General features: G+C 34.1%; 17 protein-coding genes and 2 tRNA genes. 11 read left to right on the top strand and 8 right to left on the bottom strand.

Going from position 1 to position 26,926, the window contains the following annotated elements:
- The first annotated feature begins 19 nt into the window (after window positions 1-19).
- Window positions 20-2,389, top strand: a complete 2,370-nt coding sequence (locus EYY60_RS13015) for a GAF domain-containing protein (RefSeq protein WP_132989747.1) — start codon at window positions 20-22, stop codon at window positions 2,387-2,389.
- A gap of 85 nt (window positions 2,390-2,474) precedes the next feature.
- Here EYY60_RS13015 and EYY60_RS13010 read toward each other — a convergent pair whose 3' ends face one another.
- On the bottom strand, window positions 2,475-3,662 hold the full coding sequence (locus tag EYY60_RS13010) for a Pycsar system effector family protein (RefSeq protein ID WP_132989746.1): 1,188 nt from the start codon (window positions 3,660-3,662) through the stop codon (window positions 2,475-2,477).
- 27 nt (window positions 3,663-3,689) lie between these two features.
- On the opposite strand from EYY60_RS13010, the gene EYY60_RS13005 reads away from it, so the two are divergent.
- Window positions 3,690-7,436 carry a metallophosphoesterase gene (locus EYY60_RS13005; RefSeq protein WP_132989745.1) on the top strand — a complete coding sequence of 1,249 codons (3,747 nt, stop codon included), beginning with the start codon at window positions 3,690-3,692 and terminating at the stop codon, window positions 7,434-7,436.
- Between the two features lie 91 nt (window positions 7,437-7,527).
- Here EYY60_RS13005 and EYY60_RS13000 read toward each other — a convergent pair whose 3' ends face one another.
- Complete coding sequence (locus tag EYY60_RS13000) at window positions 7,528-8,385, bottom strand: SdiA-regulated/phytase-like domain-containing protein (RefSeq protein ID WP_132989744.1); 858 nt, start codon at window positions 8,383-8,385, stop codon at window positions 7,528-7,530.
- A gap of 90 nt (window positions 8,386-8,475) precedes the next feature.
- Window positions 8,476-9,528 (bottom strand): hypothetical protein, encoded by a 1,053-nt coding sequence (locus tag EYY60_RS12995; RefSeq protein ID WP_132989743.1) that lies wholly within the window; start codon window positions 9,526-9,528, stop codon window positions 8,476-8,478.
- A 107-nt stretch (window positions 9,529-9,635) separates the two neighbouring features.
- Here EYY60_RS12995 and EYY60_RS12990 point away from each other — a divergent pair, with 107 nt between their 5' ends.
- The 4 genes from EYY60_RS12990 to EYY60_RS12975 all read left to right on the top strand — a co-directional run bounded on the left by EYY60_RS12990 (window position 9,636) and on the right by EYY60_RS12975 (window position 16,249).
- Window positions 9,636-10,547, top strand: a complete 912-nt coding sequence (locus tag EYY60_RS12990; protein WP_132989742.1) for an ABC transporter ATP-binding protein — start codon at window positions 9,636-9,638, stop codon at window positions 10,545-10,547.
- 3 nt (window positions 10,548-10,550) lie between these two features.
- Window positions 10,551-11,387 carry an ABC transporter permease gene (locus tag EYY60_RS12985; protein WP_132989741.1) on the top strand — a complete coding sequence of 279 codons (837 nt, stop codon included), beginning with the start codon at window positions 10,551-10,553 and terminating at the stop codon, window positions 11,385-11,387.
- A 72-nt stretch (window positions 11,388-11,459) separates the two neighbouring features.
- Window positions 11,460-13,745, top strand: coding sequence for a T9SS type B sorting domain-containing protein (locus EYY60_RS12980; RefSeq protein WP_235832329.1), 2,286 nt, complete (start codon window positions 11,460-11,462; stop codon window positions 13,743-13,745).
- 62 nt (window positions 13,746-13,807) lie between these two features.
- The gene (locus EYY60_RS12975; protein WP_132989739.1) at window positions 13,808-16,249 is read left to right on the top strand and encodes a T9SS type B sorting domain-containing protein; all 2,442 of its coding nucleotides are present in this window, start codon (window positions 13,808-13,810) and stop codon (window positions 16,247-16,249) included.
- Window positions 16,250-16,341: 92 nt separating this feature from the next.
- On the opposite strand, the gene typA is transcribed toward EYY60_RS12975, so the two are convergent.
- Window positions 16,342-18,138 (bottom strand): translational GTPase TypA, encoded by a 1,797-nt coding sequence (gene typA / locus EYY60_RS12970; protein WP_132989738.1) that lies wholly within the window; start codon window positions 18,136-18,138, stop codon window positions 16,342-16,344.
- 169 nt (window positions 18,139-18,307) lie between these two features.
- On the opposite strand from typA, the gene EYY60_RS12965 reads away from it, so the two are divergent.
- Both EYY60_RS12965 and EYY60_RS12960 read left to right on the top strand, forming a co-directional pair.
- Window positions 18,308-20,017, top strand: a complete 1,710-nt coding sequence (locus EYY60_RS12965; protein WP_132989737.1) for a PAS domain-containing sensor histidine kinase — start codon at window positions 18,308-18,310, stop codon at window positions 20,015-20,017.
- Window positions 20,018-20,021: 4 nt separating this feature from the next.
- Window positions 20,022-20,435 (top strand): response regulator, encoded by a 414-nt coding sequence (locus EYY60_RS12960; RefSeq protein WP_132989736.1) that lies wholly within the window; start codon window positions 20,022-20,024, stop codon window positions 20,433-20,435.
- 140 nt (window positions 20,436-20,575) lie between these two features.
- Here the strand turns inward: EYY60_RS12960 and rpsT are convergent, their stop codons facing one another.
- The 4 genes from rpsT to proS all read right to left on the bottom strand — a co-directional run bounded on the left by rpsT (window position 20,576) and on the right by proS (window position 22,726).
- Complete coding sequence (gene rpsT, locus EYY60_RS12955) at window positions 20,576-20,827, bottom strand: 30S ribosomal protein S20 (RefSeq protein WP_089052957.1); 252 nt, start codon at window positions 20,825-20,827, stop codon at window positions 20,576-20,578.
- A gap of 153 nt (window positions 20,828-20,980) precedes the next feature.
- Window positions 20,981-21,052: transfer RNA gene (locus EYY60_RS12950), tRNA-Glu, on the bottom strand.
- Between the two features lie 45 nt (window positions 21,053-21,097).
- Window positions 21,098-21,169 (bottom strand) — tRNA-Glu (locus EYY60_RS12945).
- Window positions 21,170-21,247: 78 nt separating this feature from the next.
- Window positions 21,248-22,726 carry a proline--tRNA ligase gene (gene proS / locus EYY60_RS12940; protein WP_132989735.1) on the bottom strand — a complete coding sequence of 493 codons (1,479 nt, stop codon included), beginning with the start codon at window positions 22,724-22,726 and terminating at the stop codon, window positions 21,248-21,250.
- A 101-nt stretch (window positions 22,727-22,827) separates the two neighbouring features.
- Between proS and EYY60_RS12935 the strand changes: the two genes are divergently transcribed.
- The 3 genes from EYY60_RS12935 to rimO all read left to right on the top strand — a co-directional run bounded on the left by EYY60_RS12935 (window position 22,828) and on the right by rimO (window position 26,903).
- Window positions 22,828-23,838: a hypothetical protein gene (locus tag EYY60_RS12935; protein WP_132989734.1), complete on the top strand. Its 1,011-nt coding sequence runs from the start codon at window positions 22,828-22,830 to the stop codon at window positions 23,836-23,838.
- A 45-nt stretch (window positions 23,839-23,883) separates the two neighbouring features.
- Window positions 23,884-25,389: an OmpP1/FadL family transporter gene (locus EYY60_RS12930; protein WP_132989733.1), complete on the top strand. Its 1,506-nt coding sequence runs from the start codon at window positions 23,884-23,886 to the stop codon at window positions 25,387-25,389.
- Window positions 25,390-25,589: 200 nt separating this feature from the next.
- The gene (rimO, locus tag EYY60_RS12925; RefSeq protein ID WP_132989732.1) at window positions 25,590-26,903 is read left to right on the top strand and encodes a 30S ribosomal protein S12 methylthiotransferase RimO; all 1,314 of its coding nucleotides are present in this window, start codon (window positions 25,590-25,592) and stop codon (window positions 26,901-26,903) included.
- Window positions 26,904-26,926: the final 23 nt, after the last annotated feature.

Raw genomic sequence — 26,926 nt, 5'->3', positions numbered from 1 at the left:
ATTCCTAAAACAAAAATAGATGGAACGTCTTTTACCACATGAAAGTCCTTTCGAAACCATAATCTCATTTCATAAATTGATTGAATCTTTTGAGGAAATTGCTTTATCAGATGTCGATTATAGATCTAATTACGCCAAAGCTATTTTAAAAGAAGTTGAAGCTTTTCCGGAATTCAGAACTGGAATTCATGACTATAATATTATCAAAAACAACGAAGGTTTAATCAAAAACATAGTTGCCGATTTATTCCCTACCGCATTGACGAACAACGAAATAAAGGCTATTACAATTCCTTTTCAGAATGTTTCTTTCAATTATACGGAGCGTTTCAAGAAAATTCTGCGCAATGCTGGAGACGAATTCGATATGGAAATTCGTGATTTTGATGATCATCAATTCTATATCAACAACTGTTGCTTAATATTGGCATATTATTACAATCAGAATGTTGATTTCAATAAACCATTCTTTTACGACATTCCGGATGAACAGGGAATTGAAAAACATTACAGAATTCTATACAATGCTGATTTTATGGAAATCATGCCAACGGAAAAAGCATTAGAATTAACACAAAACGATATTGACGAACTAATTGATAATTATAATGATATCGAATTATGGAAATCTAAATTTCCGCCTAGAAGCTGGATCTTAAAAGGTTTCGGAATTGTTTCTTTGTTTGATGCAACAACCGAAAGTGCTATTTCAAATTTAAAAAGCAATTTATTAAAACCTGATTCAACCCGCGTTACCTCAACTGACATTATTGAAGATATTTTTAGATCAATATTTAAGATTCCGAGTTTAAAAGTGGGGTTCATTATTTACAATCCGGAAGAAGAAAAATTCATCAGGCCAATTAAATTTGACAATCAGATGCAAAGTTTTCTTTTGAATACAGATGAAGAAGTCGATTGTAAAAATGCTTTTTTTGGCTGTTCATTTGAAAATCTTTTGCATAATAAAGAGCCTTTTGTGATTTCGAATGTCGAAAAATTCATTGAGGAATCTCCAAATAAAAAACTCGGCGAGCATTTACTAAAACAAGGCATTAAAAGCTGTGTTTTTGCGCCAGTCATGAAAGACGAACAATTATTGGGTGTAGTTGAATTAGTTTCTGAATATCCAAGAGATCTAAATAGCGTCAATGCTACAAAACTAGAATTGATTCTGCCTTACTTAACCGATACGATTGATCGCTACAATACCGATATGCAACATCAAATTGAAGCGATTATTCAACGTGAATATACTACGATTCACCCGAGCGTTTATTGGAAATTCAGAAAAGAATCTCAGAATTATTTTCAAAATATCAATCATACAAAAGATTATATTTTTAAAGAAATTGTGTTTAAAAATGTATATCCACTTTACGGACAAATCGATATCAAAGGTTCTTCTGAACATCGAAACGAAACCGTAAAAATTGACCTTAAAAATCAATTGACTGCTCTTTTGGAAATTTTCGACAATCAAAAACCGAATTCGAACCTTGTTCTTTTGGAACAAAGAAAATTTGAATTGGAATCGCTTCGAAGCGAATTGGATTTTCCGCTAAAAGCAGATACCGAGCAACATATTCAACGTTATATTGAAGAAGAAATTCATCCGATATTAAAAAATACAAAAGGCAATGCCAAAAATGAAGCATTAGAAGCTTTGTATTTTGAAAGTCTGGATGAAAAATCGGGCTTGTTTTATCAAGAAAGAAAGAAGTTTGATAACGCAATGTCGATCATCAATAAAAAATTGGCTTCGGTTTTGGATAAAAAGCAATTAGATGCGCAGCAAATTTATCCACATTATTATGAGCGTTTTAAAACTGACGGAGTAGAACACAATTTATATATTGGCGCATCAATTTCGCCAACTAAACCTTTCGACATCATGTATTTGCATAATTTAAGATTATGGCAATTACAGACTTTATGCGAAATGGAATTAGAGCATCATCAGCTTAAGGAATCGCTTCCATATGAATTAGATGTTACTTCTTTAATTTTAGTTTTCAGCGCACCACTTTCTATCCGTTTTAGAATGGATGAAAAACGTTTTGACGTTGATGGAACTTATAACGCAAGATATGAGGTTGTTAAAAAACGAATTGACAAATCGCATATTAAAGGAACAAACGAAAGAATTACCGAGAAAGAGAAAATCACAATTGTCTATTCTCAAAACAATGAAGAAACAGAATACTTAAAATATATCAAGTATTTGCAACACAAAAAAATACTTGAACCTGCAATCGAGCAATTTGAAGTAGAAGATTTACAAGGTGTTTCGGGATTGAGAGCCATTCGCGTAAAAGTCATCAACAACACGGCAAGTCCAACAACGAAAAAAATTACTTACCAAGATTTATTAGATGAGCTCAACTAAGTTAGTTGAGCTTTTTTATGAGTAAAACTTTGTCAAAGTTTCAAACTTTGACAAAGTTATCAGTAATCATATTATTTTCTAAAAATTAAATCGATCTAAAAGCAATTACAAACGAAATCACTGTTATAATAATTCCAATCATGAAAAGATTATAAGCAATTCGCAACAAATTATACTTTCGTTGCAAAACCAATCCTAAGTAATACAAATCTTTGATCATTGTAGAATACAAATAATCTCTGTCTTTCATCATTTCATTCATTGCCCAATCGTATTCTTCAAAAGGCATTTTGTAAAAATTCCCAAAAAACATCAAGTTCACTTTTTTAGCCTCAACATCGTCACGCGTAAAAAATCCTGAAGTCACTTTAGGTCGTGTTGAAAGAATGGCAAAAATAATCGTAACAACGCTCGAAATAAGCATTATAAAGGTTGGAATAACCAAATGCGCATTTTTTGGACTATCTAATTTTGGAATAATAGACGAAAGTGCAATCGAAATAATAATGGCATTTACAGACAATAAAATATTCGCTTTACTGTCGGCAATGCCGCTTAAACGTGTATGATTTCCGAGCGTAACGCGAAATAAAGTGTCAATTCCGCGTTCTGGTTTATCCGCTTTTTCGGCTTTTTCTTTCTTTTTATTTTCTTCTTCAATTGCCGAAGCCGCTTTCAATTCCTGTTTGTTTATTTTCTTCTGAATCAAAGTCAGATTTTTTTCTTTCAAAGGTTGCCATTTTCTTAAGGCGTAATCGGTATAAAAGCGATGTTTATTCAATAGAAAGTTCAAATTCTCTTTCGTCCATTCTGAATTTGAAAACGTCACAATTCCTGTATTTTTTAATTCTAAACGAAGTAATTCGCAAGTTGTAACATATTCCGTACCCATCAAATGCGCATAATCAGCATCTTTAATTATTTTTTCTAAATGCGTTTTCGGTATATATTCCTTGGTCGTTGCCAAGATCAAACTTGAAACTTTTACTATAAATTCATCTGATTGTCCTTTTTCTTTCAAAAAAGCTGTAGCAATTTTTACACTTTTGTCTTCATGATTCTCATAACCCTCGATATATCCTGTATCATGAAACCATGCAGCGACTAAAAGTGCCTTTTTATCATCATCATCCACATCTTCTTTCTTGCACAACTCCTTTACTGCGGTAACTACAGTTAAAGTATGATTAAAATTATGGTAAGAATATAAATTAGAAAGTTTATCTTTGAGTAAATTACTAACGAAATCTTCGGACTGTTCTATTAGATTCATAAGAGAATATTTTAATACCACTAAAATATGAAATTGTTTTTGGATAATCATTTTATTGCCAAGATTAAAAACTATTCTTTGGCAATAACCGCTATAGTTCTTTTCTATTCTTGTGCAACTCGCCAAGCGCAATACGGAAAAAATGTAAGCGCCAACGAAACGGAAAACGCAACCGATACCATAAAAATTGCACATACTTTTTATTTGGTTGGAGATGCAGGAAATGCCGATGAAGAGCAAGCCCAGCAAACACTGGAGCTTTTGCATCAAAAATTAAAGAAATCCAGCAAAAAATCAACTCTTTTATTTCTTGGAGACAATATTTATCCGAAAGGTTTTCCTGCAGATAAAAATGCCGAAGACAAGGCTTTAGCCGAAACAAAACTGACCAATCAATTAAAATTAGCAGAAGGTTTTAAAGGAAAAACCATTTTTATTCCAGGAAATCACGACTGGTATAGCGGTATCAAAGGCCTAGAACGTCAAGCCGAATTTGTAACGAAATATTTAAATGACAAAAAAGCATTCCTGCCTAGAAAAGCTTGTCCTATTGAAGATGTGAAAATTGACAGTGCTGCAACGTTAGTCACAATTGACAGCGAATGGTTCCTTGAAGACTGGAACAATCATCCGACAATAAATGACAATTGCGAAATCAAAACCAGGGAAGATTTTTTTGACGCGCTGGAAAGTATCTTAAATAAAAACCAAGAAAAAACAGTAATTATTGCAATCCATCATCCTTTATTAAGCAACGGAACGCACGGCGGGCAATTTTCTATGGAAAAACAATTATTTCCTTTGGAACAAAAAATTCCGCTTCCTGTTATAGGTTCTTTCATTAATTTATTGAGAAAAACCTCTGGCGCAAATCCACAAGACATTCAAAACAAACAATATACAATTTATGCAAAACGAATAAAAACGCTTTTGCAAAAACAGAAAAATGTCATTGTCGTTTCTGGTCATGATCACAATCTGCAATATATCAGCAAAGAAAATATTCAGCAGATTATCAGTGGTGCAGGGTCAAAATCTGAAGCTGCACGAGCAATCAGCGAAAATGATTTTTCGTATGGAGGAAATGGTTATGCAACACTTACTTTATACAAAAGCGGTGACGCAAAAGTTTCTTATTTTGGAAATGAAAACAATAAAGAAAAACTGCTTTTTGAGCGTGAAATTATAAAAGCCCAAGAAATTAATTGGGGATCCGATATTCCAAACAATTTCCCTTCAAAAATTACGACTTCTATTTATACGAAAGACATGACTGATAAAAGTATGTTTCACCGATTTTTATTCGGGCAACATTACAGAAAATATTACAGCATGCCAATCGAAGCAAAAGTTGCAACAGTTGACACTTTGATGGGCGGTTTGAAACCTATCCGCGAAGGCGGTGGCCACCAATCTATTTCTTTAAGAATGTCTGATCCAAAAGGTCGTGAATACATCATGCGTGCCATGAAAAAAAGCGCAACGGTATTTTTGCAATCGGTCGCTTTTAAAGATCAATATATCGTAAACGATTTTGAAAAAACATATACAGAAAACTTTTTATACGATTTTTATACAACCTCTCATCCCTATGCTTCGTTTGTAACAGGAAGTATGTCTGACCAAATTGGGCTTGCGCACACAAACCCAATTTTATATTACATTCCGAAACAAAATGGCTTAAAAGAGTTTAACGCTGGTTATGGAGATCAACTTTATATGGTTGAAGAACGTCCAGCCGACAATCATGTGGATGCGAAGAGTTTCGGAAATCCATCAGACATCATCAGTACTGACGATATGATGTTGAATCTTCATAAAGATGAAAAATATTCTGTTGATCAAAAAGAATATATCAAAGCGCGTTTGTTTGACATTTTGATTGGCGATTGGGACAGACACAGCGATCAATGGCGCTGGGGCGAATATAAACAAGACGGAAAAGTTATTTACAAACCAATTCCGCGTGACCGTGATCAAGCCTTTGTGAAGTATGATGGTGCTTTGCTTTCACTTATAATGAACATGCCTCCACTTCGTCATATGCGTACTTTTAAGGGCGATAGAATCAATGTAAAATGGCTTGGAAGAGAACCTTATCCGCTTGATTTAGCATTTTTAAGAACAGCTGAAGAAAAAGATTGGATTGAACAAGCAAAATACATTCAAGAGAATTTATCTGATGCTGATATTGATGCCGCTTTTAAAAATATGCCGAAAGAAGTGCAAGACGAAACTGTAGATGAAATCAAGCAAAAATTAAAACACCGAAAAAGAGATCTTCAAAAATATGCTGCTGAATATTTTGATGTGTTAAGTCGTACCGTAATGATTGCTGGAACAGATAAAAAAGACAAATTTGTAATCAATCATAACGCCAAAAAAAGCATTGAAATTCAAGTTTATCGTGTTAAAAAAGAAGGCGATGATTTGGTTTACACCAAAACAGTAACCGATGACAAAACCGTTAATTTATGGATTTATGGACTTGATGACAATGATGTTTTTGAAGTAAAAGGAAATCATAAATCAAATATTAAAATTCGTTTGATTGGTGGCCAAAACAACGATACTTATAATATTGAAAACGGCAGAAAAGTGATTGTTTATGATTTCAAATCAAAAGAAAACACCTATAATTTATCCCGAGGCCTCGGGACTAAAACCAAAACACAGCTTACAGACGATTATGATGTGAATTTGTACAATTATGAAAAGCCTAAATATAACGTAATTTCTGGTTTGCCAAGTATTGGCTATAATCCTGATGATGGCGTAAAATTAGGTTTTAACTTAAATTATACTGTAAATAATTTTAAGCAAAATCCATATACTCAAAAACATATTTTAAACGGTTTCTATTATTTTGCAACGGGAGGTTTTGAATTAACTTATGCAGCACATTTTCCAGGATTATTAGGAAAATGGGTAATTGATGTTGACTCACAGCTCACTACGCCAAATTTTGCGATGAACTATTTTGGCTACGGAAACGAAACGGTAAACAACGATGACGAATTTGGAATGGATTATAACAGAGTCCGCATTCGTAAATTTACTGTTGCAGGTGCAGCAAGACATGTTGGGCGTTTTGGAAGTGAATTCAGCATACAGCCAATACTTCAAAAATTGACTGTAGAAGAAACTGAAAACCGATTTATTGATATTCCAGGAATTGTAAATCCGAATGTTTTTGACAGCCAAACTTATGGCGGTTTAAAAGTAAAATATGTTTTCAAAAATTCTGATTTTGTGGCAAAACCAACTCTCGGAATGTATTTTATGCTTTCGGGAATGTGGGCTACAAATTTGAGCGACACTAAACAGAATTTCCCAACACTGGAAAGTATTTTAGGTTTTACACATAAAATTGATCATAACGGAAAATTAGTTTTGGCTACATTCCTTAAAGGAAAAGCAATCTTAAACAACAATTTTGATTTTTACCATGGTGCGACTTTAGGTGGCGACACAGACTTGCGCGGTTACAGAAACGAGCGCTTCTTAGGAAGTTCCTATTTCTCACAAAGCTCTGATCTACGTTTTACTCTTGGAAAAATTCACAAAACTGTTGCTCCACTAACATACGGAATTCTTGGCGGATTTGACTACGGAAGAATCTGGCTTGATGGCGAAAGCTCAAGAAAATGGCACCAAGATTATGGTGGCGGATTATGGCTGAACGCGATTAATCTTGTAACGGCAAGAATTTCCTATTTCCAATCTCCTGATGAACCAGGAAGGTTGATTTTTGGAGCGGCATATAGCTTTTAGCTTGAGGTATAAAGGTCCAAAGGTTCAAAGGTTCAAAGTTTTTTTTATTACTGATAACCTTTGAGCCTTTGCAACTCTGAGCCTTTGAACCTTAAAGTTTAAACTCATAAACATTCCCTCCTATTTTATCGACTTTTTCATCGGCGATTAGCAGGGTGTTGTTGTCTTTGAAAACTACTGCTTCTTTTTGAGAAAAGTGATTTAAACTTAATTCCGTCTGTTTTCCTTTATGGAATAGATCGCCTTTGAAATCCTTAAACAAAACAATTTTGTCGTGGCTCAACAAGGCTACTTTTTTTCCATCGGGACTAATTGTCGCACTTGTCAATACGCAATGATTGTAATTGCTGCAGGTTTTGAACTCTCCTATTTTTACTGCTTTTTGAGTTCCTTTTGCATTTTTGATTTTATAAATAAAAGCAGTTCCGTCAAAACCTTTGCTTCTATTTTTTGTGAAAAGATAAAAATAGCCGTTTTGTTCGAAGAAACCTTCAACATCATAAAATAGTTCTTTTTTCTTTGGAGGAAATTCGGTTTGTTCTGGATATGAAAATGAGATTTTATATTCGGCGGAAGCCAAATCGTTATTTAGCTGATTCTTTGCAACTTTGTAAATACATAAATCTCTTCGTTCATTGTCGTTATTTCCAAAATCACCAATATAGATATTTCCAGATTTATCTTTTGTAATATCTTCCCAATCCACATTTTTGGCATTTGAAATTGTGATGGTCTTGGCTAATTTTCCTTTAGAATCTATTGCATAAATGGCATTTTTGTTTCCGCTATCTTCCAAAGTATAAATCATATTTGTTTCCGGAAAATAAGTAATTCCCGAAACTTCTTTTAATTTCTTCGGAAGCGAAAAAAGCGTTTTGAAATTACTATTTGTCTGTTGCTGACAAGCCAATAAAACAATGGAAACGGCTACTAAAAAAGATTTTTTCATAAGATTGATTTATTTTTTTACCATATAAGTTATATAAGAAAATTTAAGTTTTGTTTTATGAACTTATATAACTTATATGGTAAAATTCTTTTAAACTAAGTTAGTGTTTTTAAAATTACGCGTAATAAACTCAAAGGCGGCGTGCATGATGTGTCCCATTGATTTTGCGTTTTTGAATTTCATATCATTAGTATAGCGATACAGTTCCATTTTGAGCTGATTCAAATGTTCTGGTGTCGAAATGGTATCGTGGCACATTATATTCAGCAATTTTTTGATTCTAGTTTCGGCAGAATGGATTCGTTTTGCCAAAATCGCTCTTTCTTCATCCTTATATTGAATAATCGAACGTTCTTCTAATTTCTCTTTTATAAGCTGGATCATCGGATAATTTTCCTTGAAAAACTGCGGACGATAAACTTTGAAATTTCCCTCATAACATTGCTGATCAAAATCGATCGGGCGAATTTTGTAAACTACTTGATCAAAATCATGAATTGGAACAATTACATAATTGTACGCACGCATATCGCCTAAAAGTCGTATCATGCAACGCTCATTAAACTTCACAAACTCTTTTGCAATTTGAGCTTTTTCTGTTTCAGTACATTTATCCAGAAGCGTATCCATAAAAACATCACCCGGAATTCCTATAATATGTTCTTCAATCAAAGTATCATTATAAACCAAAAAATTGATTTTGTCTGGGGAAAGAATATCTTCTAATTCCAAACCATAAATTCTGGATGCATCAGCTTTTTTAATGTAAAAATGTACATAGTTATCGTTGAGAATATTTCGAACTTTAATTCTGAATGGCTTTGAATTTCCGAAAGTACAATAATCAATGGCATCAATATTTAAGAACTGAATTATTTCACTGTTTCCATCAGAATGCAAAAGCGAATAAATTTTCTTCAGGTTGAGATCGATTTCATTTCTTTCAAACTCACTGTAATAAACGCGAATCCATAAAGTATCAGTTTCATTCTTGTCATACACATTGATTGAGCCAGAAAACCGCAATAAGTCATCATAAAAAACAGAAACTTTCGAAATACGCTCGTATCTGTCCAAATAACTTAAAAGTGGTTGTGTTAAAGGGTATGAAGGTTTTTTTAAAACCATTAAAGGCTCGCTCATTTTGAATATCTTTAATACAAATTTACATCAATAACGTGATAAAAATAAATTTCACGTAACAATATGGAAGTTGATTCGTCATACTAAAAACTAAAACCCAAAAAACCTTGGAAACCATCCTTACTATCGAAAATCTTAGCAAAAGATACGGACGCATTCAAGCGCTCAAAAATGTATCATTCAGCATTCAAAAAGGCCATGTTTACGGCATTCTTGGTCCTAACGGAAGCGGAAAATCAACTACTTTAGGAATTGTTTTGAATGTTGTAAACGAAACATCAGGCAATTATAAATGGTTTGACGGAAAAATGCAAACGCATGATGCCTTGAAAAAAGTGGGCGCAATTATTGAACGCCCCAACTTTTACCCTTATATGACAGCAGAAGAAAACCTAAAATTAGTCTGCAAAATTAAAAGCATCAATTACTCTAAAATCGAGGAAAAATTGAATCTTGTAGGTTTGACCGAAAGAAAAGACAGTAAATTCAGCACCTTTTCACTAGGAATGAAACAACGTTTGGCGATCGCATCGGCACTTTTAAATGATCCAGAAATCCTGATTTTAGATGAACCGACGAATGGTTTAGATCCGCAAGGAATTCATCAAATTCGTGATATAATCAAAGAAATTGCATCGCAAGGAACAACGATTTTATTGGCTTCCCATTTATTAGATGAAGTTGAAAAAGTATGCTCTCACGTTGTAGTGTTGCGAAAAGGAGAAATTTTATACTCTGGCTCAGTTGATGAAATGTCTGCAAATGAAGGATTTTTCGAAATTTCTTCTGAAGATAACTTCGCTTTAAAATCTATTTTAAGTGATCATCCGAATGTGGATCACATTAAGGAAGAAGATGGAAAAATTTTGGTTTACCTAAAATCAGAGTTAGCAGCTTCAGATTTAAATCAGTTTTTATTTTCAAAAAACATCGTTTTAAATCATTTGGTAAAACGCAGAAACAGCCTTGAAGCACAATTTTTAGAATTAACCAAAAACGCCACCATCCAAAAAAACTAAATCATGAACCGACTTATCTCTATAGAACTTCAAAAAATCTGGAAAAACAAAGCCAGCAAAATATTGACTTTGGCTTATTTCATTCTGCTTTCTTTTATTGCATTAATTGCTTCAATAAAATTTGATATTGGGCCATTTAAATTTCATTTAGCCGAAATGGGGATTTTCAATTTCCCTTTTATTTGGCATTTTAATACTTATATAGCAGCTATTCTAAAATTATTTCTTGCCATTGTAATTGTTTCAATGATGGCTAATGAATATAGTTATGGAACATTAAAACAAAATCTAATTGACGGTTTGAGCAAAAAAGAATTTATCTGGTCAAAATTCCTGACGGTTGTGCTTTTTGCATTTGCCTCAACGATTTTTGTTTTTATCATGAGTTTGATTCTTGGCTTGTCTTTTTCATCATACAATGAATTCGGAATCATCTTTTCTGATTTAGAATATCTTTTAGCTTTTTTTGTAAAGCTGACGGGATTCTTTTCGTTCTGTTTATTCTTGGGAATTTTAGTAAAACGATCTGCTTTTGCCTTAGGATTTCTTTTGGTTTGGAATATTATTGAAGGAATTGCAAAAGGCCTTTTGATTTTCAAACTCTTTCCTAATAGCACTGTTGGTTTTACAATTATGAAATTTTTCCCTTTAGAAGCCATGTCAAATTTAATAATTGAACCATTTACAAGATTATCAGTTATAAAAAGCATTGGAACACAAATTGGGGTTGAAAACACAAAAGACTACGGCGTACACTATTATTCTATCATTATCGTTTTAGTCTGGACATTTTTGTTCATTTACTTCTCGTATAAATTATTAAAAAAGCGAGATTTGTAGTATATTTGTTACGCTATGACTCATTTAAAGGTTTTTCTCTTCGTTATTGTTTTATGTTGCTCATCTATCAAAATGAACGCGCAATATATTACTATTGACGACCAAAGGACACCTAAACAACTGATTGAAAATGTTTTAGTTAACAATTCATGTGCAGCTGCTTCGAATTCGACCGGAAAAGGAGACACTTTTAGGCCAGGAAAACAAAGTTTTGCTTACTTTAATAGCAATGGAAGCAGTTTCCCATTTTCAGAAGGAATAGTTTTAGCATCATCAACAGCATCAACAGCAGTTGGGCCATTTGTTAGCGAGCTTGTTAGCAATGATAGTCAAAATTGGCTTGGAGATGCTGATCTTGACCAAATATTAGGTATTCATTCTATAAATGCTACAGTTTTAGAATTTGATTTTGTTGCATCGGCAAATTCATTGAGTTTTAATTATATTTTTGCTTCAAATGAATATCAGTACGATTATCCGTGTCAATATTCAGATGGTTTTGCTTTTTTGATAAAAGAAGTTGGAACAGCAGATCCGTATAAAAATCTAGCAATAATACCCAAAACAAATACTCCTGTTTCATCTGTAAATATCCGTCCTAAAATTACAGCTGGAACAAGACCAGGCGGTATCTCTTATACAGGTTGCGACGCTTCAAATGAGACTTACTTTAATGGCTTAAACAATAACACTAGCCCTGTTAATTATGCTGGTCAAACAAAAATCATGACAGCTCAAACTACAGTAACCGCTGGAAAAACATATCATGTAAAAATGGTAATGGCTGATGATAGAAATAGAAATCTAGAATCGGCAATTTTCCTTGAAGCAGGAAGTTTTACTTCTAGTATTTCCTTAGGCGAAGACCGCACAATTGCAGGAAATAATCCAGCATGTTTTGGAGAAAAAGTACTTTTAGACACTAAATTAAGTGCTAGTGATTATACTTTTAAATGGTACAAAAAGGATGACCCAGCATCTATACTTGGTACAAATTCTACTTTTGAGGTAACTAATGCCGGAACTTACAATGTAGAGGCTTCTGTTATTGGAACACTTTGCGTCGCTAAAGGAGAAATAAAAATTGATTATGCTCCTGAGATTCTTTACACCAACACATCATTGGTTCAATGTGATGACAATACTGATGGAATTAGCATTTTCAATTTAAAAAAAGCCGATAATCTGATTAAAAACAATGCGCCTGACATTACAAACAACGGCTATTATGAAACTTTAGCAGATGCCCAATCCAAAACAAATCCGATTGCAAATCCTGAAAAATATACCAATAAGAGCGTTAATCAAATTGTTTTTGGAAGAATTGAAAACAAATTCGGTTGCTTTAAAATTGCTGAAGTAAAACTTCAGATTTCAAATAACACAATAGCATCTCAAAATCCAGTTAAAACATGTGACGAAGATGGCGTTCAAGATGGCCTTTATCAATTTGATCTTAACGCTCAAACTACACCGCAATTAATTGCAGGCTTACCGGCAGGTATGGAAGTGCATTATTTTTTAAATAGCAACGACGCAGTAACAGAAACAAATGTATTGCCAAATATCTTCAAAAATACTGTCGCATTTACTCAAACAATTTATGCTCGAATCATAAACGGACCTGATTGCTACAATATTTCACCCGTTACTCTTGTTGTAAACACCTTTGATCCGCCAAATTTTGAAGATGAATCAAAATACATTTGCAAAGATGGTGATGTTATTCTTTCTGTTGCAACCGGTTTTACTAGTTACTCATGGACTCCTGGAAACAGCACTTCAAATTCAATGACGGTAAATGCACCTGGAGATTACTCAGTCACTGTAACTGATGCAAATGGATGCCCGAAAACAAAAAAATTCAAAGTAGTTCAATCTGAACCAGCTACCATTACAGAAGCTGTCGTAAAAGATTTCTCAGGAGTTGATAATTCGGTTTTAATAAAATACACTGGTTCTGGAAACTATGAATTTTCATTAGATGGAAATGTTTTCCAAGATAACCCAGAGTTTACAGGAGTGGCTCCGGGAGCGTATTATGCTGTAGCTCGGGATAAAAATGGTTGCGGACTTTCCAACAGATTTTTATTTTACGTCTTAGATTATCCAAGATTCTTCACACCAAATGGTGATGGTTATAATGATTTATGGGCAATTAAAAACATAGATCAATTGCCAAATTACACTATAAGCATTTTTGATCGCTACGGAAAATTTTTGAAACAAATGAATCAAAACAGTACGGGCTGGAACGGAATCTTTAATGGAGAACAATTGCCTTCAGATGATTATTGGTTTACGCTTATTTTTGTTGATGGAAAAAGCGCTAAAGGCCATTTTAGTTTAAAAAGATAAAATTTTTAGACTCACCTTTTTTTTGTAGAATTTACCTTATATTTACTGTAAATCCACACAAAATGAGTCTATGTAAAACATTACTAATTCTATTTTTATTTTCTATCAATCTTTATTCACAAAACGACTGTGGTGATGCACTTGCTGTTTGTGGAAACTCCGGATTTAAAGGTTTAAGTCTGCAAGGATTTGGAAATATCCAAGAAATCGATTTGAAAACTAGCTGCGATTCATTCGAACACAATAGCTTGTGGCTTAAAATCTCCATAAAGACTTCTGGCACATTTGGTTTTATAATCAAACCAGAAAGCAATGATCTTAATGAAGATTTTGACTTTTTCGTATTTGGCCCAAATGCAAGCTGCACTTCATTAATTTCGCCGATCAGATGTTCCACTACAAATCCGAACGCAGCAAAATTGACGACTAATAATACTGGAATGACCGGCGATTATGAAGACTTGTCCGAAGGCCCATCGTTCAAAGGCGACGGGTTTATCAGATGGATAGATGCTAATGCAGGTGATTCTTATTTTGTTGTTATAGACAGGCCAATTGGTGTCAGCAATTTTTCCCTGGAATGGCTTGGAACTGCAACATTCGACGAAGCTCCAACCATAAGCACATCAACAGCTACAGAATTAGATATCTCAAAATCAGACTATAGTAGTGGAGGCAATTCAACTATAAATTTTGACCTAACCATAAATTCTCCAAAAATCGTTGGAAATCAGACAAATGTAAAAGTAACCTATCACAATTCTTCAAACGATGCAATCATCAATGCAAATCCTATAAAAAATCCAACAGCTTATAAAGTTACGACTGGCCCAGAAACAATTTTTGTAAGAATCACAAATTTGGTCACTCAATGTTACACAACTAGTTCTTTCATACTCAAAATAGACGACAAAGTAGTCATTCCTACAAACAAAGTTGAAATTTGTGACGGAAATGATTCAGATCCGCTCGATGGAAAAACCAGCATTTTTTTTGATCAATTAACAAAACTAATTTTTAATAATGATGACGTTTCTGGTCTTGAAATTCATTATTATCCAACTCAAAATGACGCAGACAACAATACCAATGAATTGTCAAATCTTTTTAGCAATACAACGCCATTTCAACAATCCATATTTATAAAAGCTTCAAGCAAACTTGACTCAGCAATTGGAGAAATCAAAATTAACGTAATCTCTCCTCCACCTGTCAATAACATCAAGTTAACACAATGCGATGTTGGAGAAAATGCAAACGGACTAGTGTTATTTAATCTAAATGAAGCAAATGTCTTGCTCACCAATAACAACCCTGAGCTAGAAACATCCTTTTATTTAAATAAAACAGACGCCTTTAACGGCATTAATCCATTACCTGCCGCTTATACCAATACTACCAATCCTCAAACATTATTTGCAAGAATAACCGACTCAAAATTAAAATGCAGCAGTATATCAAACCTCGTATTAGAAGCGAATAAGATACCAGAAAAAGTATATTCATTGGAAATAGAATGTGATGCTGACGGAACTGAAGATGGAATACATTTATTTAATTTAATTGAAGCCAAAATTCTAATTACCACCGGTCAGGAATTAAAATACTATCCTACCGAAAATGATGCTTTACTCGAACAAAATGCTATTACCGATCCGTCTGTATATAAAAATATAATACCGTATAATGATTTTGCTTTTGCCAGAATAGAAGAAGGAAATCAATGTTTTGGCATCAGCAAAATCAAGCTTGAGGTCAGCAGATTACCGCAATTAGCCGAAGATACCACAACCAATGTCTGCGATAATGATGTCTCTTACTTTGCAAAATTAGATGCCGGAATTATTGATTTGAGCACATTAGCTGATTTTTCTTTTAGTTGGAAAAAAGATGGAAACGAGATTCCTAATAAAAAAATGCATAATTTAGAAGTCAATAGTACTGGAACTTATAGTGTCACTGCAACCAATAAAAACAATTGTTCCAAAACAAGAACCATCGAAGTCATAGCTTCAAATACAGCTACTATAAAAAGTATTGATATTGAAGATTTAAAAATTGGCAATTCTAATAAGGTTACGATTAATGTAAACGGTAAAGGAGATTATGAATTTAGTCTTGGCGATCCAAATACTTCTTTCCAAGATTCAAATGTCTTTGACAATCTAAAAGCTGGAATTTATGAAGTCTATGTTAATGATAAAAAAAATTGTGGATTGATAAGCAAAACGATCGCTATTATTGGTGTACCACAATTCTTTACTCCAAATAATGATGGTTATAATGATTATTGGAACATCCTAGGAGCAAATGACACTTTCAATTCGGGTGCCAAAATTTTTATTTTCGATCGATATGGAAAATTAATAAAGCAAATAACTGCCTCAAGTGATGGCTGGGACGGAACTTTCACGGGAAGTCCAATGCCGGCAGATGATTATTGGTACACTTTAAAACTAGAAGATGGACGAGAAACAAAAGGTCATTTTAGCTTAAAAAGATAAAACTTTTAAAATTCCAAACTCAAAAAAAACACTAAAAAAAATCCCAAACTCCTAATTGGAATTTGGGATTTTATATTGAAAGTTAAAACGAATTAGATTTTGTATCTTTTTCTATCCGTTTCACTTAAGTAAATCTTTCTTAAACGAAGAGATTTTGGAGTAACTTCAACATACTCATCTTTTTGAATGTACTCTAAAGCTTCTTCTAATGAGAATTTGATAGCTGGAATAATTCTAGCTTTATCATCAGCTCCAGAAGAACGTACGTTAGAAAGTTTTTTCGTTTTAGTAACGTTAACAGTCATATCGTCGCTACGAGTGTTTTCTCCAATTACTTGTCCTTCGTAGATATCCTCGTTAGGATCAACGAAGAATTTACCACGATCTTGTAATTTATCGATAGAGTAAGGAATAGCTTTTCCGTTTTCCATAGAAATTAATGAACCGTTGTTACGTCCAGGAATTTCTCCTTTGTATGGTTCATACCCAATGAAACGGTGCGCCATAATAGCTTCACCAGCAGTAGCAGTAAGCAATTGATTTCTTAAACCGATAATTCCACGAGATGGAATGTTGAATTTAATGATCATACGCTCACCTTTACCTTCCATAGAAAGCATTTCACCTTTACGGATAGTCACGAATTCAACCGCTCTACCTGAAAGGTTTTCTGGTAAATCGATAGTTAATTCCTCAATTGGCTCACATTTAACACCATCAACTTCTTTGATGATAACTTGTGGCTGACCAATTTGAAGCTCATACCCTTCTCTTCTCATTGTTTCAATAAGAACAGATAAGTGAAGTACACCACGACCAAAAACCATAAATTTATCAGCAGAATCAGTTTCTCCAACTTTCATCGCTAAGTTTTTCTCTAACTCTTTTGTTAATCTCTCACGGATGTGTCTAGAAGTAACAAATTTACCTTCTTTACCAAAGAAAGGAGAATCGTTAATTGTAAACAACATACTCATTGTTGGCTCGTCAATAGCAATTGTTTGTAAAGCTTCAGGATTTTCAAAGTCAGCGATAGTATCTCCAATTTCAAAACCTTCAATACCTACAACAGCACAAATATCACCAGCAACAACTTCTTCAACTTTTCTACGGCCTAAACCTTCGAAAGTATGTAATTCTTTAATTCTTGATTTGATTACTTTACCATCTCTTTTTACTAAAGAAATTGGAGACCCTTCTTTCAAAACACCTCTTTCAAGACGACCAATAGCGATACGACCTGTAAAAGAAGAGAAATCTAAAGATGTAATCAACATTTGTGGAGTTCCTTCAGAAACTTTAGGAGCTGGAACATTAGCGATAACCATGTCTAATAACGGCTCAATGTTTTGAGTTTGAACTTTCCAGTCATCAGACATCCAGTTGTTTTTAGCAGAACCATAAACAGTTGGGAAATCCAATTGCTCTTCAGTAGCACCTAATTCAAACATTAAGTCAAAAACTTTTTCGTGAACTTCTTCAGGAGTACAGTTTTCTTTATCAACTTTATTGATAACCACACATGGTTTCAAACCTAAATCAATAGCTTTTTGTAACACGAAACGTGTTTGTGGCATTGGACCTTCAAAAGCATCCACTAGCAAACATACACCATCGGCCATGTTCAATACACGTTCAACTTCACCTCCAAAATCCGCGTGGCCTGGAGTGTCAATAATATTGATTTTTGTTCCTTTATATTGAACTGATACGTTTTTAGAAGTAATAGTAATACCTCTCTCACGCTCTAAATCATTATTATCTAGAATTAAATCACCTGTGTTTTCGTTTTCACGAAATAACTGACAGTGATACATAATTTTATCAACCAAAGTTGTTTTACCGTGATCGACGTGGGCAATAATTGCAATGTTTCTAATAGATTCCATCTGTGATTTTTAATGGCTGCAAAGGTACACTTTATTTTCTAAAAAAAAACGTTTCTAACATAGTTTGCGTATATACAATCAATTAGTTAATACAAAACATCTAAATACAGCCCTTAAATTGAACTTTACTTATTGTTTAATTATAGTTAAATTAACTATATTTGAAGTAATGAAAAGTAAAACTCTCCAAATTACTCTAGTTTACATTCTAGTATCATTATTTATGGCGGTACTCTGTCATAAAATACTTACCTCTTATTTTTCAGACGTTAAATATTTTTATCTTTTTTTCCTAAAAGACATTTTCTTCATTTTAACTACCGCATTGTTTTTCAAATATATAGTTTCAAAAAATGAAAAACACAATGTGACTGTTTTCAAAAAATTAAAAGAAACAAACGAAGAAATAAAAGAATCCAACGAAAAATATGACATTGTAGCAAAAGCAACAAGCGACACCATTTGGGACTGGAAAATTCAGGAAGACAGCATAAACTGGAACAAAGGAATCGAAGGTGTTTTTGGCTATAATCCAAACGAAGTTGGTAAAACTTCTAAGTGGTGGTTTGACAAAATTCACCCGGAAGATAGCATCAGAATGTCTATAAAATTATATTCTTTTATTGAGCAAAAAACCGAGAAATGGCAAGATCAATATCGATTCAGATGCGCCGATGGAAGCTACAAATATGTTTTGGACCGAGGCTTTTTATTGAAAGACGAAAATGGAAGAGCCATTAGAATGATAGGAGCCATTCAAGATATTACAAAACAAAAAGAAGAAGAACAGCGACTAAAATTATTAGAAACAGTAATCACTCAATCCAAAGATTCCATTTTAATTACAGAAGCCAACTCGCAGGCACGAAAAATTCCGAGAATTGTCTATGTAAATCCTGCTTTCTCACAAATGTCAGGATACTTATCAAACGAAATTGTTGGCAAATCTCCAAATATTTTCAAAGGACCAAAATCAGATTCTGAAGAATTAAAAAAACTATTGCGAGCAATCAAAAATGAAGAAGAATGCTTAATTGAAACCATCAGCTATACCAAGCAAAAAGAAGAATATTGGGTCCGTTTTTCTATGATCCCGATTTTCAACAACGAAGGATCAATTTCACACTGGATTTCAATTCAAAGAGATATCACCGAAGAAAAAAAGCTTGAAACCGAGAAAGAGCATCTTATTAGAGAATTAACTCAAAACAATAAGGATTTAAAACAATTTTCATACATCACTTCCCACAACTTAAGAGCCCCATTATCCAATTTAATCGGGCTTCTGAATCTTATCGAAGATATTCCAATCGAAAATCCAGAGCTCGAAGAGATTTTAGGCGGGTTTACCAAATCAACTCATTTATTAAATGAAACAATTAATGATTTAGTAAAAGTTATCATCATCAAAGACAATCCTTCGATGCAAAAAGAAGAGGTTTCTTTAAAAGAAGTCTTTGAAAATGTCTTTAGTCAATTATCTTTTCAAATCGAACTGCACAAACCAATAATAAAGCTTAAATTTGAACGCGTTCCTTTATTGAACACAAACAAGGCATATATTGAAAGCATTTTGCTTAATTTGCTCACCAATTCTATAAAATACAAATCAGAAAACAGAAAGCTAAAAATATCTATTGTTGCAGAACAAATCGACAATAAAGCGATATTGACATTTAAGGACAACGGAATTGGTATTGATTTAGAAAGAAACCGCGACAAGGTTTTTGGTCTATATCAAAGATTTCACAATTATCCAGACAGCAAAGGACTTGGTTTATACCTAGTAAAATCTCAAGTTGAAACTATGGGAGGAACAATTAGTATAGAAAGCGAAGTCAACAAAGGGACAACCTTTACAATAACATTTAAAAATTAACATCATGCTCGAGCAGATTTTATGCATTGACGACGACCCAATCACGTTAATGTTATGTAAAAAAGTAATTTCGAAGTCACAAATTTGTCATGAAATTATAACAGCTCAAAATGGTGAAGAAGCCCTTCATCACTTTAACACTTTAAAATACACCAACAACAAAAACAAAGACAATAAAAAACCCGAATTAATCCTTTTAGACCTTAATATGCCAGTTATGGGTGGCTGGGAGTTCTTAGACCATTTCACTTCCACCGATTATAAAGAATTTAATACCGCTAATGTAATTGTCTTATCTTCTACAATAGACCCTGAAGATTTAGCCAAAGCAAAAAAATATCCTATAATAATAGATTTCCTTTCAAAACCAATTACACAGCCAATGCTGGAATACCTTAAAAAGAAAATAGACCTATAAATTAGATTTCAATATTAAAAATCCAAATTCCAACAGACTAATGGAATTTGGATTTTTTATTTTTCAAAAACGAGTTTGGAATATAAAACAAAAAAGTCCTCTAAAAGAGGACTTTTTTAATATCTATTAAATTGTTTTAATTACAATTTAGCAACATGTTTCGTTAATTTAGACTTCAAGTTAGAAGCTTTGTTATCGTGAATGATGTTCTTTTTAGCTAATTTATCAATCATAGAGATTACAGTTGATAATTTTGCCGTAGCATCAGATTTATCAGTAGCTAATCTTAATGCTTTGATAGCATTACGAGTAGTTTTGTGTTGGTATCTGTTAAGAACTCTTCTTTTTTCGTTGCTTCTGATTCTTTTTAAAGCTGACTTATGATTTGCCATTTCTTTTAATTTTAGATGTAATAATTATTATAAATACTAGTTAAAAAAGAAAAACCTCCCACAATTGCAAAACAATCACTTTGGTTTTAACTAATAAAACAAAAACCGAGACACCAATTTTTGTTTTACAAAACTTATTTACAACTAATTTTGTAGTCCGTAGGGGAATCGAACCCCTGTTACCAGGATGAAAACCTGGCGTCCTAACCCCTAGACGAACGGACCTAAATTCTCCTAAGTTGGAAACTATTCAATATGTAATATAACTTGTAGTCCGTGGGGGAATCGAACCCCCCTTACCAGGATGAAAACCTGGCGTCCTAACCGATAGACGAACGGACCGCGCTTCTGTATTGCGGATGCAAAGATACATCTATTTTTTATTTGCACAACACCTAACGCAAAAAAATATATTATTTTTTAATACGCCTTAGCAAAAAGCACTCTTTTAGACGAAGGATTCCCAGTAAACACGCAGGCTCCCGCCTCTTCAACAGCATCTAAAGGAATGCAACGAATCGTCGCTTTTGTTAGATCTTTTATCTTTTCCTCTGTCGCTGCAGTTCCGTCCCAGTGAGCAGAAATAAATCCTCCTTTGCCTTCTAAAACTTCTTTAAACTCTTCAAAATTATTTACTTGTGTAATATGCGTATTACGATAATTTAGCGCTTTAGTAAATAAATCGTTTTGAATCTGTTCTAACAGATCATTTACATAATCAACGATTTTCTCTGCAGCTACAACTTCTTTCGACAAATTATCACGTCTTGCAACTTCAAAAGTTCCATTTTCTAAATCTTTTGGCCCAACGGCAATTCTAACAGGAACTCCTTTTAATTCCCATTCAGCAAATTTGAATCCTGGCTTTTGAGTGGTTCTGTCATCATACTTCACTGAAATTTTCAGCTTTTTCAGTTTTGCCGTCAATTCATTAACCGCAGCTGTTATTTCTGCTAATTGTTCGTCTGTTTTGTGAATTGGCACAATTACAACTTGTATCGGAGCCAAATTTGGAGGCAATACCAATCCTTGATCATCAGAATGCGTCATAATCAACGCCCCCATCAAACGAGTAGAAACTCCCCAAGAAGTCCCCCAAACATGTTCTTGCTTTCCTTCTGCATTAGCAAACTTCACGTCAAATGCTTTTGCGAAATTTTGACCTAAAAAGTGAGAAGTTCCAGCCTGCAACGCTTTTCCATCTTGCATTAAAGCCTCAATACAATAAGTTTCATCAGCACCTGCAAAACGCTCTGTTTCTGTTTTAAAACCTTTTACAACAGGAATTGCCATAAAGTTTTCAGCAAAATCAGCATAAACGTTCATCATTTTTTCAGACTCTTCAATAGCTTCTGCTTTTGTAGCGTGCGCTGTGTGTCCTTCTTGCCATAAAAACTCAGCAGTTCTTAAAAACAAACGCGTACGCATTTCCCAACGAACCACATTCGCCCATTGGTTAATCAACAAAGGCAAATCTCTATAAGACTGCACCCATCCTTTATATGTAGACCAAATAATCGCCTCACTTGTAGGACGAACAATCAACTCTTCTTCTAGCTTTGCATTTGGATCGACCATAAGTTTCCCTGGTCGTTCCTCATCATTCTTTAATCTATAATGTGTTACAACAGCGCATTCTTTTGCAAATCCTTCCGCATTTGTTTCTTCCGCTTCAAACATGCTCTTCGGCACGAACAATGGAAAATAAGCATTTTGATGTCCCGTTTCTTTAAACATTCGATCTAACTCAGCCTGCATTTTTTCCCAAATAGCATATCCGTATGGTTTAATTACCATACATCCTCTAACTCCTGAATTTTCAGCTAGGTCTGCTTTTACAACCAGTTCATTATACCATTTCGAATAATCTTCTGATCTTGTAGTAAGGTTCTTACTCATATTATATAGTTTGGCACAAATTTTGTTTTAATAATTTTAACTAAATAGTTTGACAAAACTAACTATTTTTGTAATGTGCAACAATAAAAAACACCACAGATATGAAAACTTCTACTTATCTCCGCCAAAACTCAAGTTACTTTTACTTAATTGGACTACTGAGTTTTCTGCTTGCTTCGTGTGGCTCTTACCAAAACACTTCTTATTATGACAATGATGGAGTTTATGGCAAATCTACTAACACTTACGCACAATCGACCACGACAGGTGTAAACAACCAATATAAAGATTACTTTAAATCGCTTCAAGACGAAAATCAGCCAACTGAAATTTTTACTGATGTAGATAATTACAGTAATTATGCTGTAAATGATAGTACGCAAACAGCATCAGTCGCTTATCCTGCTTGGGGAAGCGGAACAACAGAAACTTCTGTAACCTATTATTCTGATCCAGTATGGTCTTTCGGAATCGGATTTGGATGGGGTTACCCTTATTACGGATACGGATGGGGATATCCATACTATGGATGGGGTTATTATCCAGGATGGGGATATCCAGGTTGGGGTTATCCGGGATGGGGATATCCAGGTTATGGATATTATGGTAATTATTCATATAGCTATGGAAGAAGAGGATCCGCAGCTTACTACGGATCTAGAGGATACGCATACAGAAACTCATCATACGCTGGCAGAAATTATGCTGGAAGAAGTTATGCCGGAAGAAGCTACGGAAACGATTTCACAACAAGAAATTACGCAGGAAGAAGCAGCTACAGCACTAACAATGGTAGAAGCTACTCAGATTATAGAAGAAGTTCTTCTGTAAACGGCAGAACATATTCAAGTCCGACTTTTACAGATAGAAGAGGCACAGCTCAAGGTCAAAGCAGTGGTTATGATTATTCTAACAGAAGATCAAGTGCAGGAGCCACCAACAGAAGCTACAGCACTCCAAACAGCAGTTCAGCTAGAACTTACTCTCCTAGCCCATCTCGTTCTATGAACAGCGGTGGCGGAAGCATGAGAAGCAGCGGTGGCGGTGGTGGCTACAGTGGCGGCGGCGGCGGAGGAAGATCCTACGGCGGTGGCGGTGGCGGAAGAAGATAAAACCTCTTTCATCAAATCATTCAATCACATTAAACACCAAACCAAATGAAAAAAATATTCTTCCTTTTTACTATAGGACTATCTTTTAGCGCTCTACATTCACAAGAAGTATCTGATGCTGTACGTTATGCACAAGATAACTTGACCGGAACGGCAAGATACCGAGCAATGAGTGGTGCATTTGGAGCTGTTGGAGGAGATTTATCAGCCTTAACTGTCAATCCAGCTGGATCTGCTGTATTCAATAACAATCAAATTGGGGTTTCTTTTAGCAATCAAACCAAGAAGAACAACTCCAATTATTTCGGAACTGAAACCAGCGACAAAGACAATTCATTTATCTTGAATCAAGCTGGAGCTGTTTTTGTTTTCCATGATCATAATCCAAATAATAATTGGAAAAAAATTGCAATTGGAACAACTTATGAAAACACGAATAATTTTAATAACAATATATTTTCTGCCGGAACAAATCCTAGAAACTCAATTGACCAATATTTTTTGACTTACGCAAATGGAATACCACTAGACGTAATTACTGGAGTTCCATACCGAGACATGTATTATGACGAACAGCAAGCTTATTTCGGATATAAAGGATATGTGATTGACCCTGTTAATCCAAATGATGCCAACAACACCCAATACGTTTCTGCTGTTCCTGCTGGAGGAAATTATTACCAAGAAAATGAAGTCTATACTACTGGTTACAACAGCAAATTGACTTTCAACATTGCTACTTCATACAAGGACAGAATTTATTTCGGAGCCAACTTAAACGTACATATTACAGATTACAGAAGATCGAGCAGTTTTTATGAAGACAATAGCAATCCTTTAGAAGCTCGCGAGACAATATCTAACCTACGTTTCAATAACGACTTATACACTTACGGAAATGGATTTTCTTTTCAATTAGGAGCCATCGCCAAAGTTACTGATGGCTTAAGACTTGGTGTTGCATACGAATCAAATACCTGGTATGATTTATATGATGAAGTCGCACAAAGTTTATCAACAACAAGACAAGCTACAGGCGGTCCAGAAATACGTGAAAACGTTAATCCGAATTTGATTAACGTTTATGATCGATATACTTTGCAGACACCTGATAAATTTACTTTCAGTGGCGCTTATGTTTTCGGAAAATCAGGCCTAATCAGTGTTGATTATTCCATTAAAAATTACGGAAACACAAAATATAAACCAACAAGCGATCCAGGATTCAGAGGATTGAATGCAGATATGAGCAATCAATTGACATCAAATGGCGAATTAAGAATTGGTGCTGAATACAAAATTCAAAGAGTGAGTCTTCGTGGAGGTTACCGTTTTGAAGGAAGCCCTTATAATGACGGAAGAACAATCGGCGATTTAAACAGCTACTCAGGAGGTTTGGGATATAGCTTTGGTGGCACAAAATTAGATTTGGCTTATTCTTATATGGAAAGAAAATCAAATCAAGGATTTTTCGCAACAGGATTCACCGATGGAGCCAACATTACTTCAAAACTAAACAATGTAACTCTTACTTTATTATTTGAATTGTAATTAAAAATCAAAATAGATGATTGAAGATTTCCGTCAAGTTCTTTTCTTGGCGGATTTTTTTTTAGCCTTAACGAAAGCCTTCAGAAATGCGAAGAACATAGAAAACAGAAGGATTAGCTTCATAAAAAACACCTAAAAGAAACCGAAATAAGCGGTGATTGAATAAAAAAGTGTAATTTTGCACTCCAATTTATAAAAGTATGAGAACCAAGTCTTTAAAAAAGAACAAAATTAACGTAATCACTCTTGGGTGTTCAAAAAATGTTTATGACAGCGAAGTCCTTATGGGACAGCTGCGTGCGAATGGAAAAGAAGTTGAACACGAGGCTCCTGCAGAAAAAGAAGGAAACATTATTGTAATCAACACTTGCGGTTTTATTGATAATGCTAAAGCCGAATCTGTTAATATGATTTTGGAATATGCCGATAAAAAAGACAAAGGATTAGTTGACAAAGTTTTCGTTACCGGATGCTTATCTGAACGCTATAGACCAGACCTAGAAAAAGAAATCCCCAATGTAGATCAATATTTTGGAACAACTGAGTTGCCTCAATTATTAAAAGCTTTAGGCGCTGACTATAAACATGAATTATTAGGCGAACGTTTAACAACGACTCCAAAGAACTATGCTTACTTAAAAATTGCAGAAGGTTGCGACAGACCTTGCAGTTTTTGCGCTATTCCCTTAATGCGTGGCTCTCACGTTTCTCAGCCAATTGAAAAATTAGTAAAAGAAGCTGAAGGTTTAGCCAAAAATGGCGTTAAAGAATTAATTTTAATTGCGCAAGACTTAACTTATTATGGTCTTGATCTTTATAAAAAGAGAAATCTTGGAGAACTTTTAGAAGCATTGGTCAAAGTTGAAGGAATCGAATGGATTCGTTTACATTATGCTTTCCCAACTGGTTTCCCAATGGATGTTTTAGAAATTATGAAACGCGAGCCGAAAATCTGTAATTATATTGATATTCCATTGCAACACATTTCTGATTCTATCTTAAAATCAATGCGTCGTGGTACAACTCAAGCCAAAACGACTCAATTATTGAAAGATTTCCGTGCTTCGGTACCAGGAATGGCAATCAGAACAACTTTGATTGTTGGATATCCAGGTGAAACTCAAGAAGATTTTGAAATTTTGAAAGATTTTGTTCAAGAAATGAAATTTGACAGAATGGGATGTTTCGCTTATTCTCATGAAGAAAATACACATGCTTATTTATTGGAAGACGACGTTCCGGACGATGTAAAACAAGCCCGAGCAAACGAAATAATGGAATTACAATCGCAAATTTCTTGGGATTTGAACCAAGAAAAAGTTGGCAAAGTTTTCAAATGCATTATTGACAGAAAAGAAGGCGCTCATTTTGTTGGCCGAACAGAATTCGACAGCCCAGATGTTGACAACGAAGTTTTGATTGATGCCTCTAAACATTATGTAAAAACTGGTGAATTTGTTAATATCAAGATAATTGAAGCAACAGAATTTGATTTATACGGAGAACCTGCTTAAATTTACGCTAACTATTATCAATT

Origin of the sequence: Flavobacterium zhairuonense (assembly GCF_004352915.1) — a bacterium.
Taxonomy (GTDB): Bacteria; Bacteroidota; Bacteroidia; order Flavobacteriales; family Flavobacteriaceae; genus Flavobacterium; species Flavobacterium zhairuonense.
Note: the sequence above shows the minus strand (reverse complement) of the source record. Positions and strands in the feature narration are given on the sequence as shown.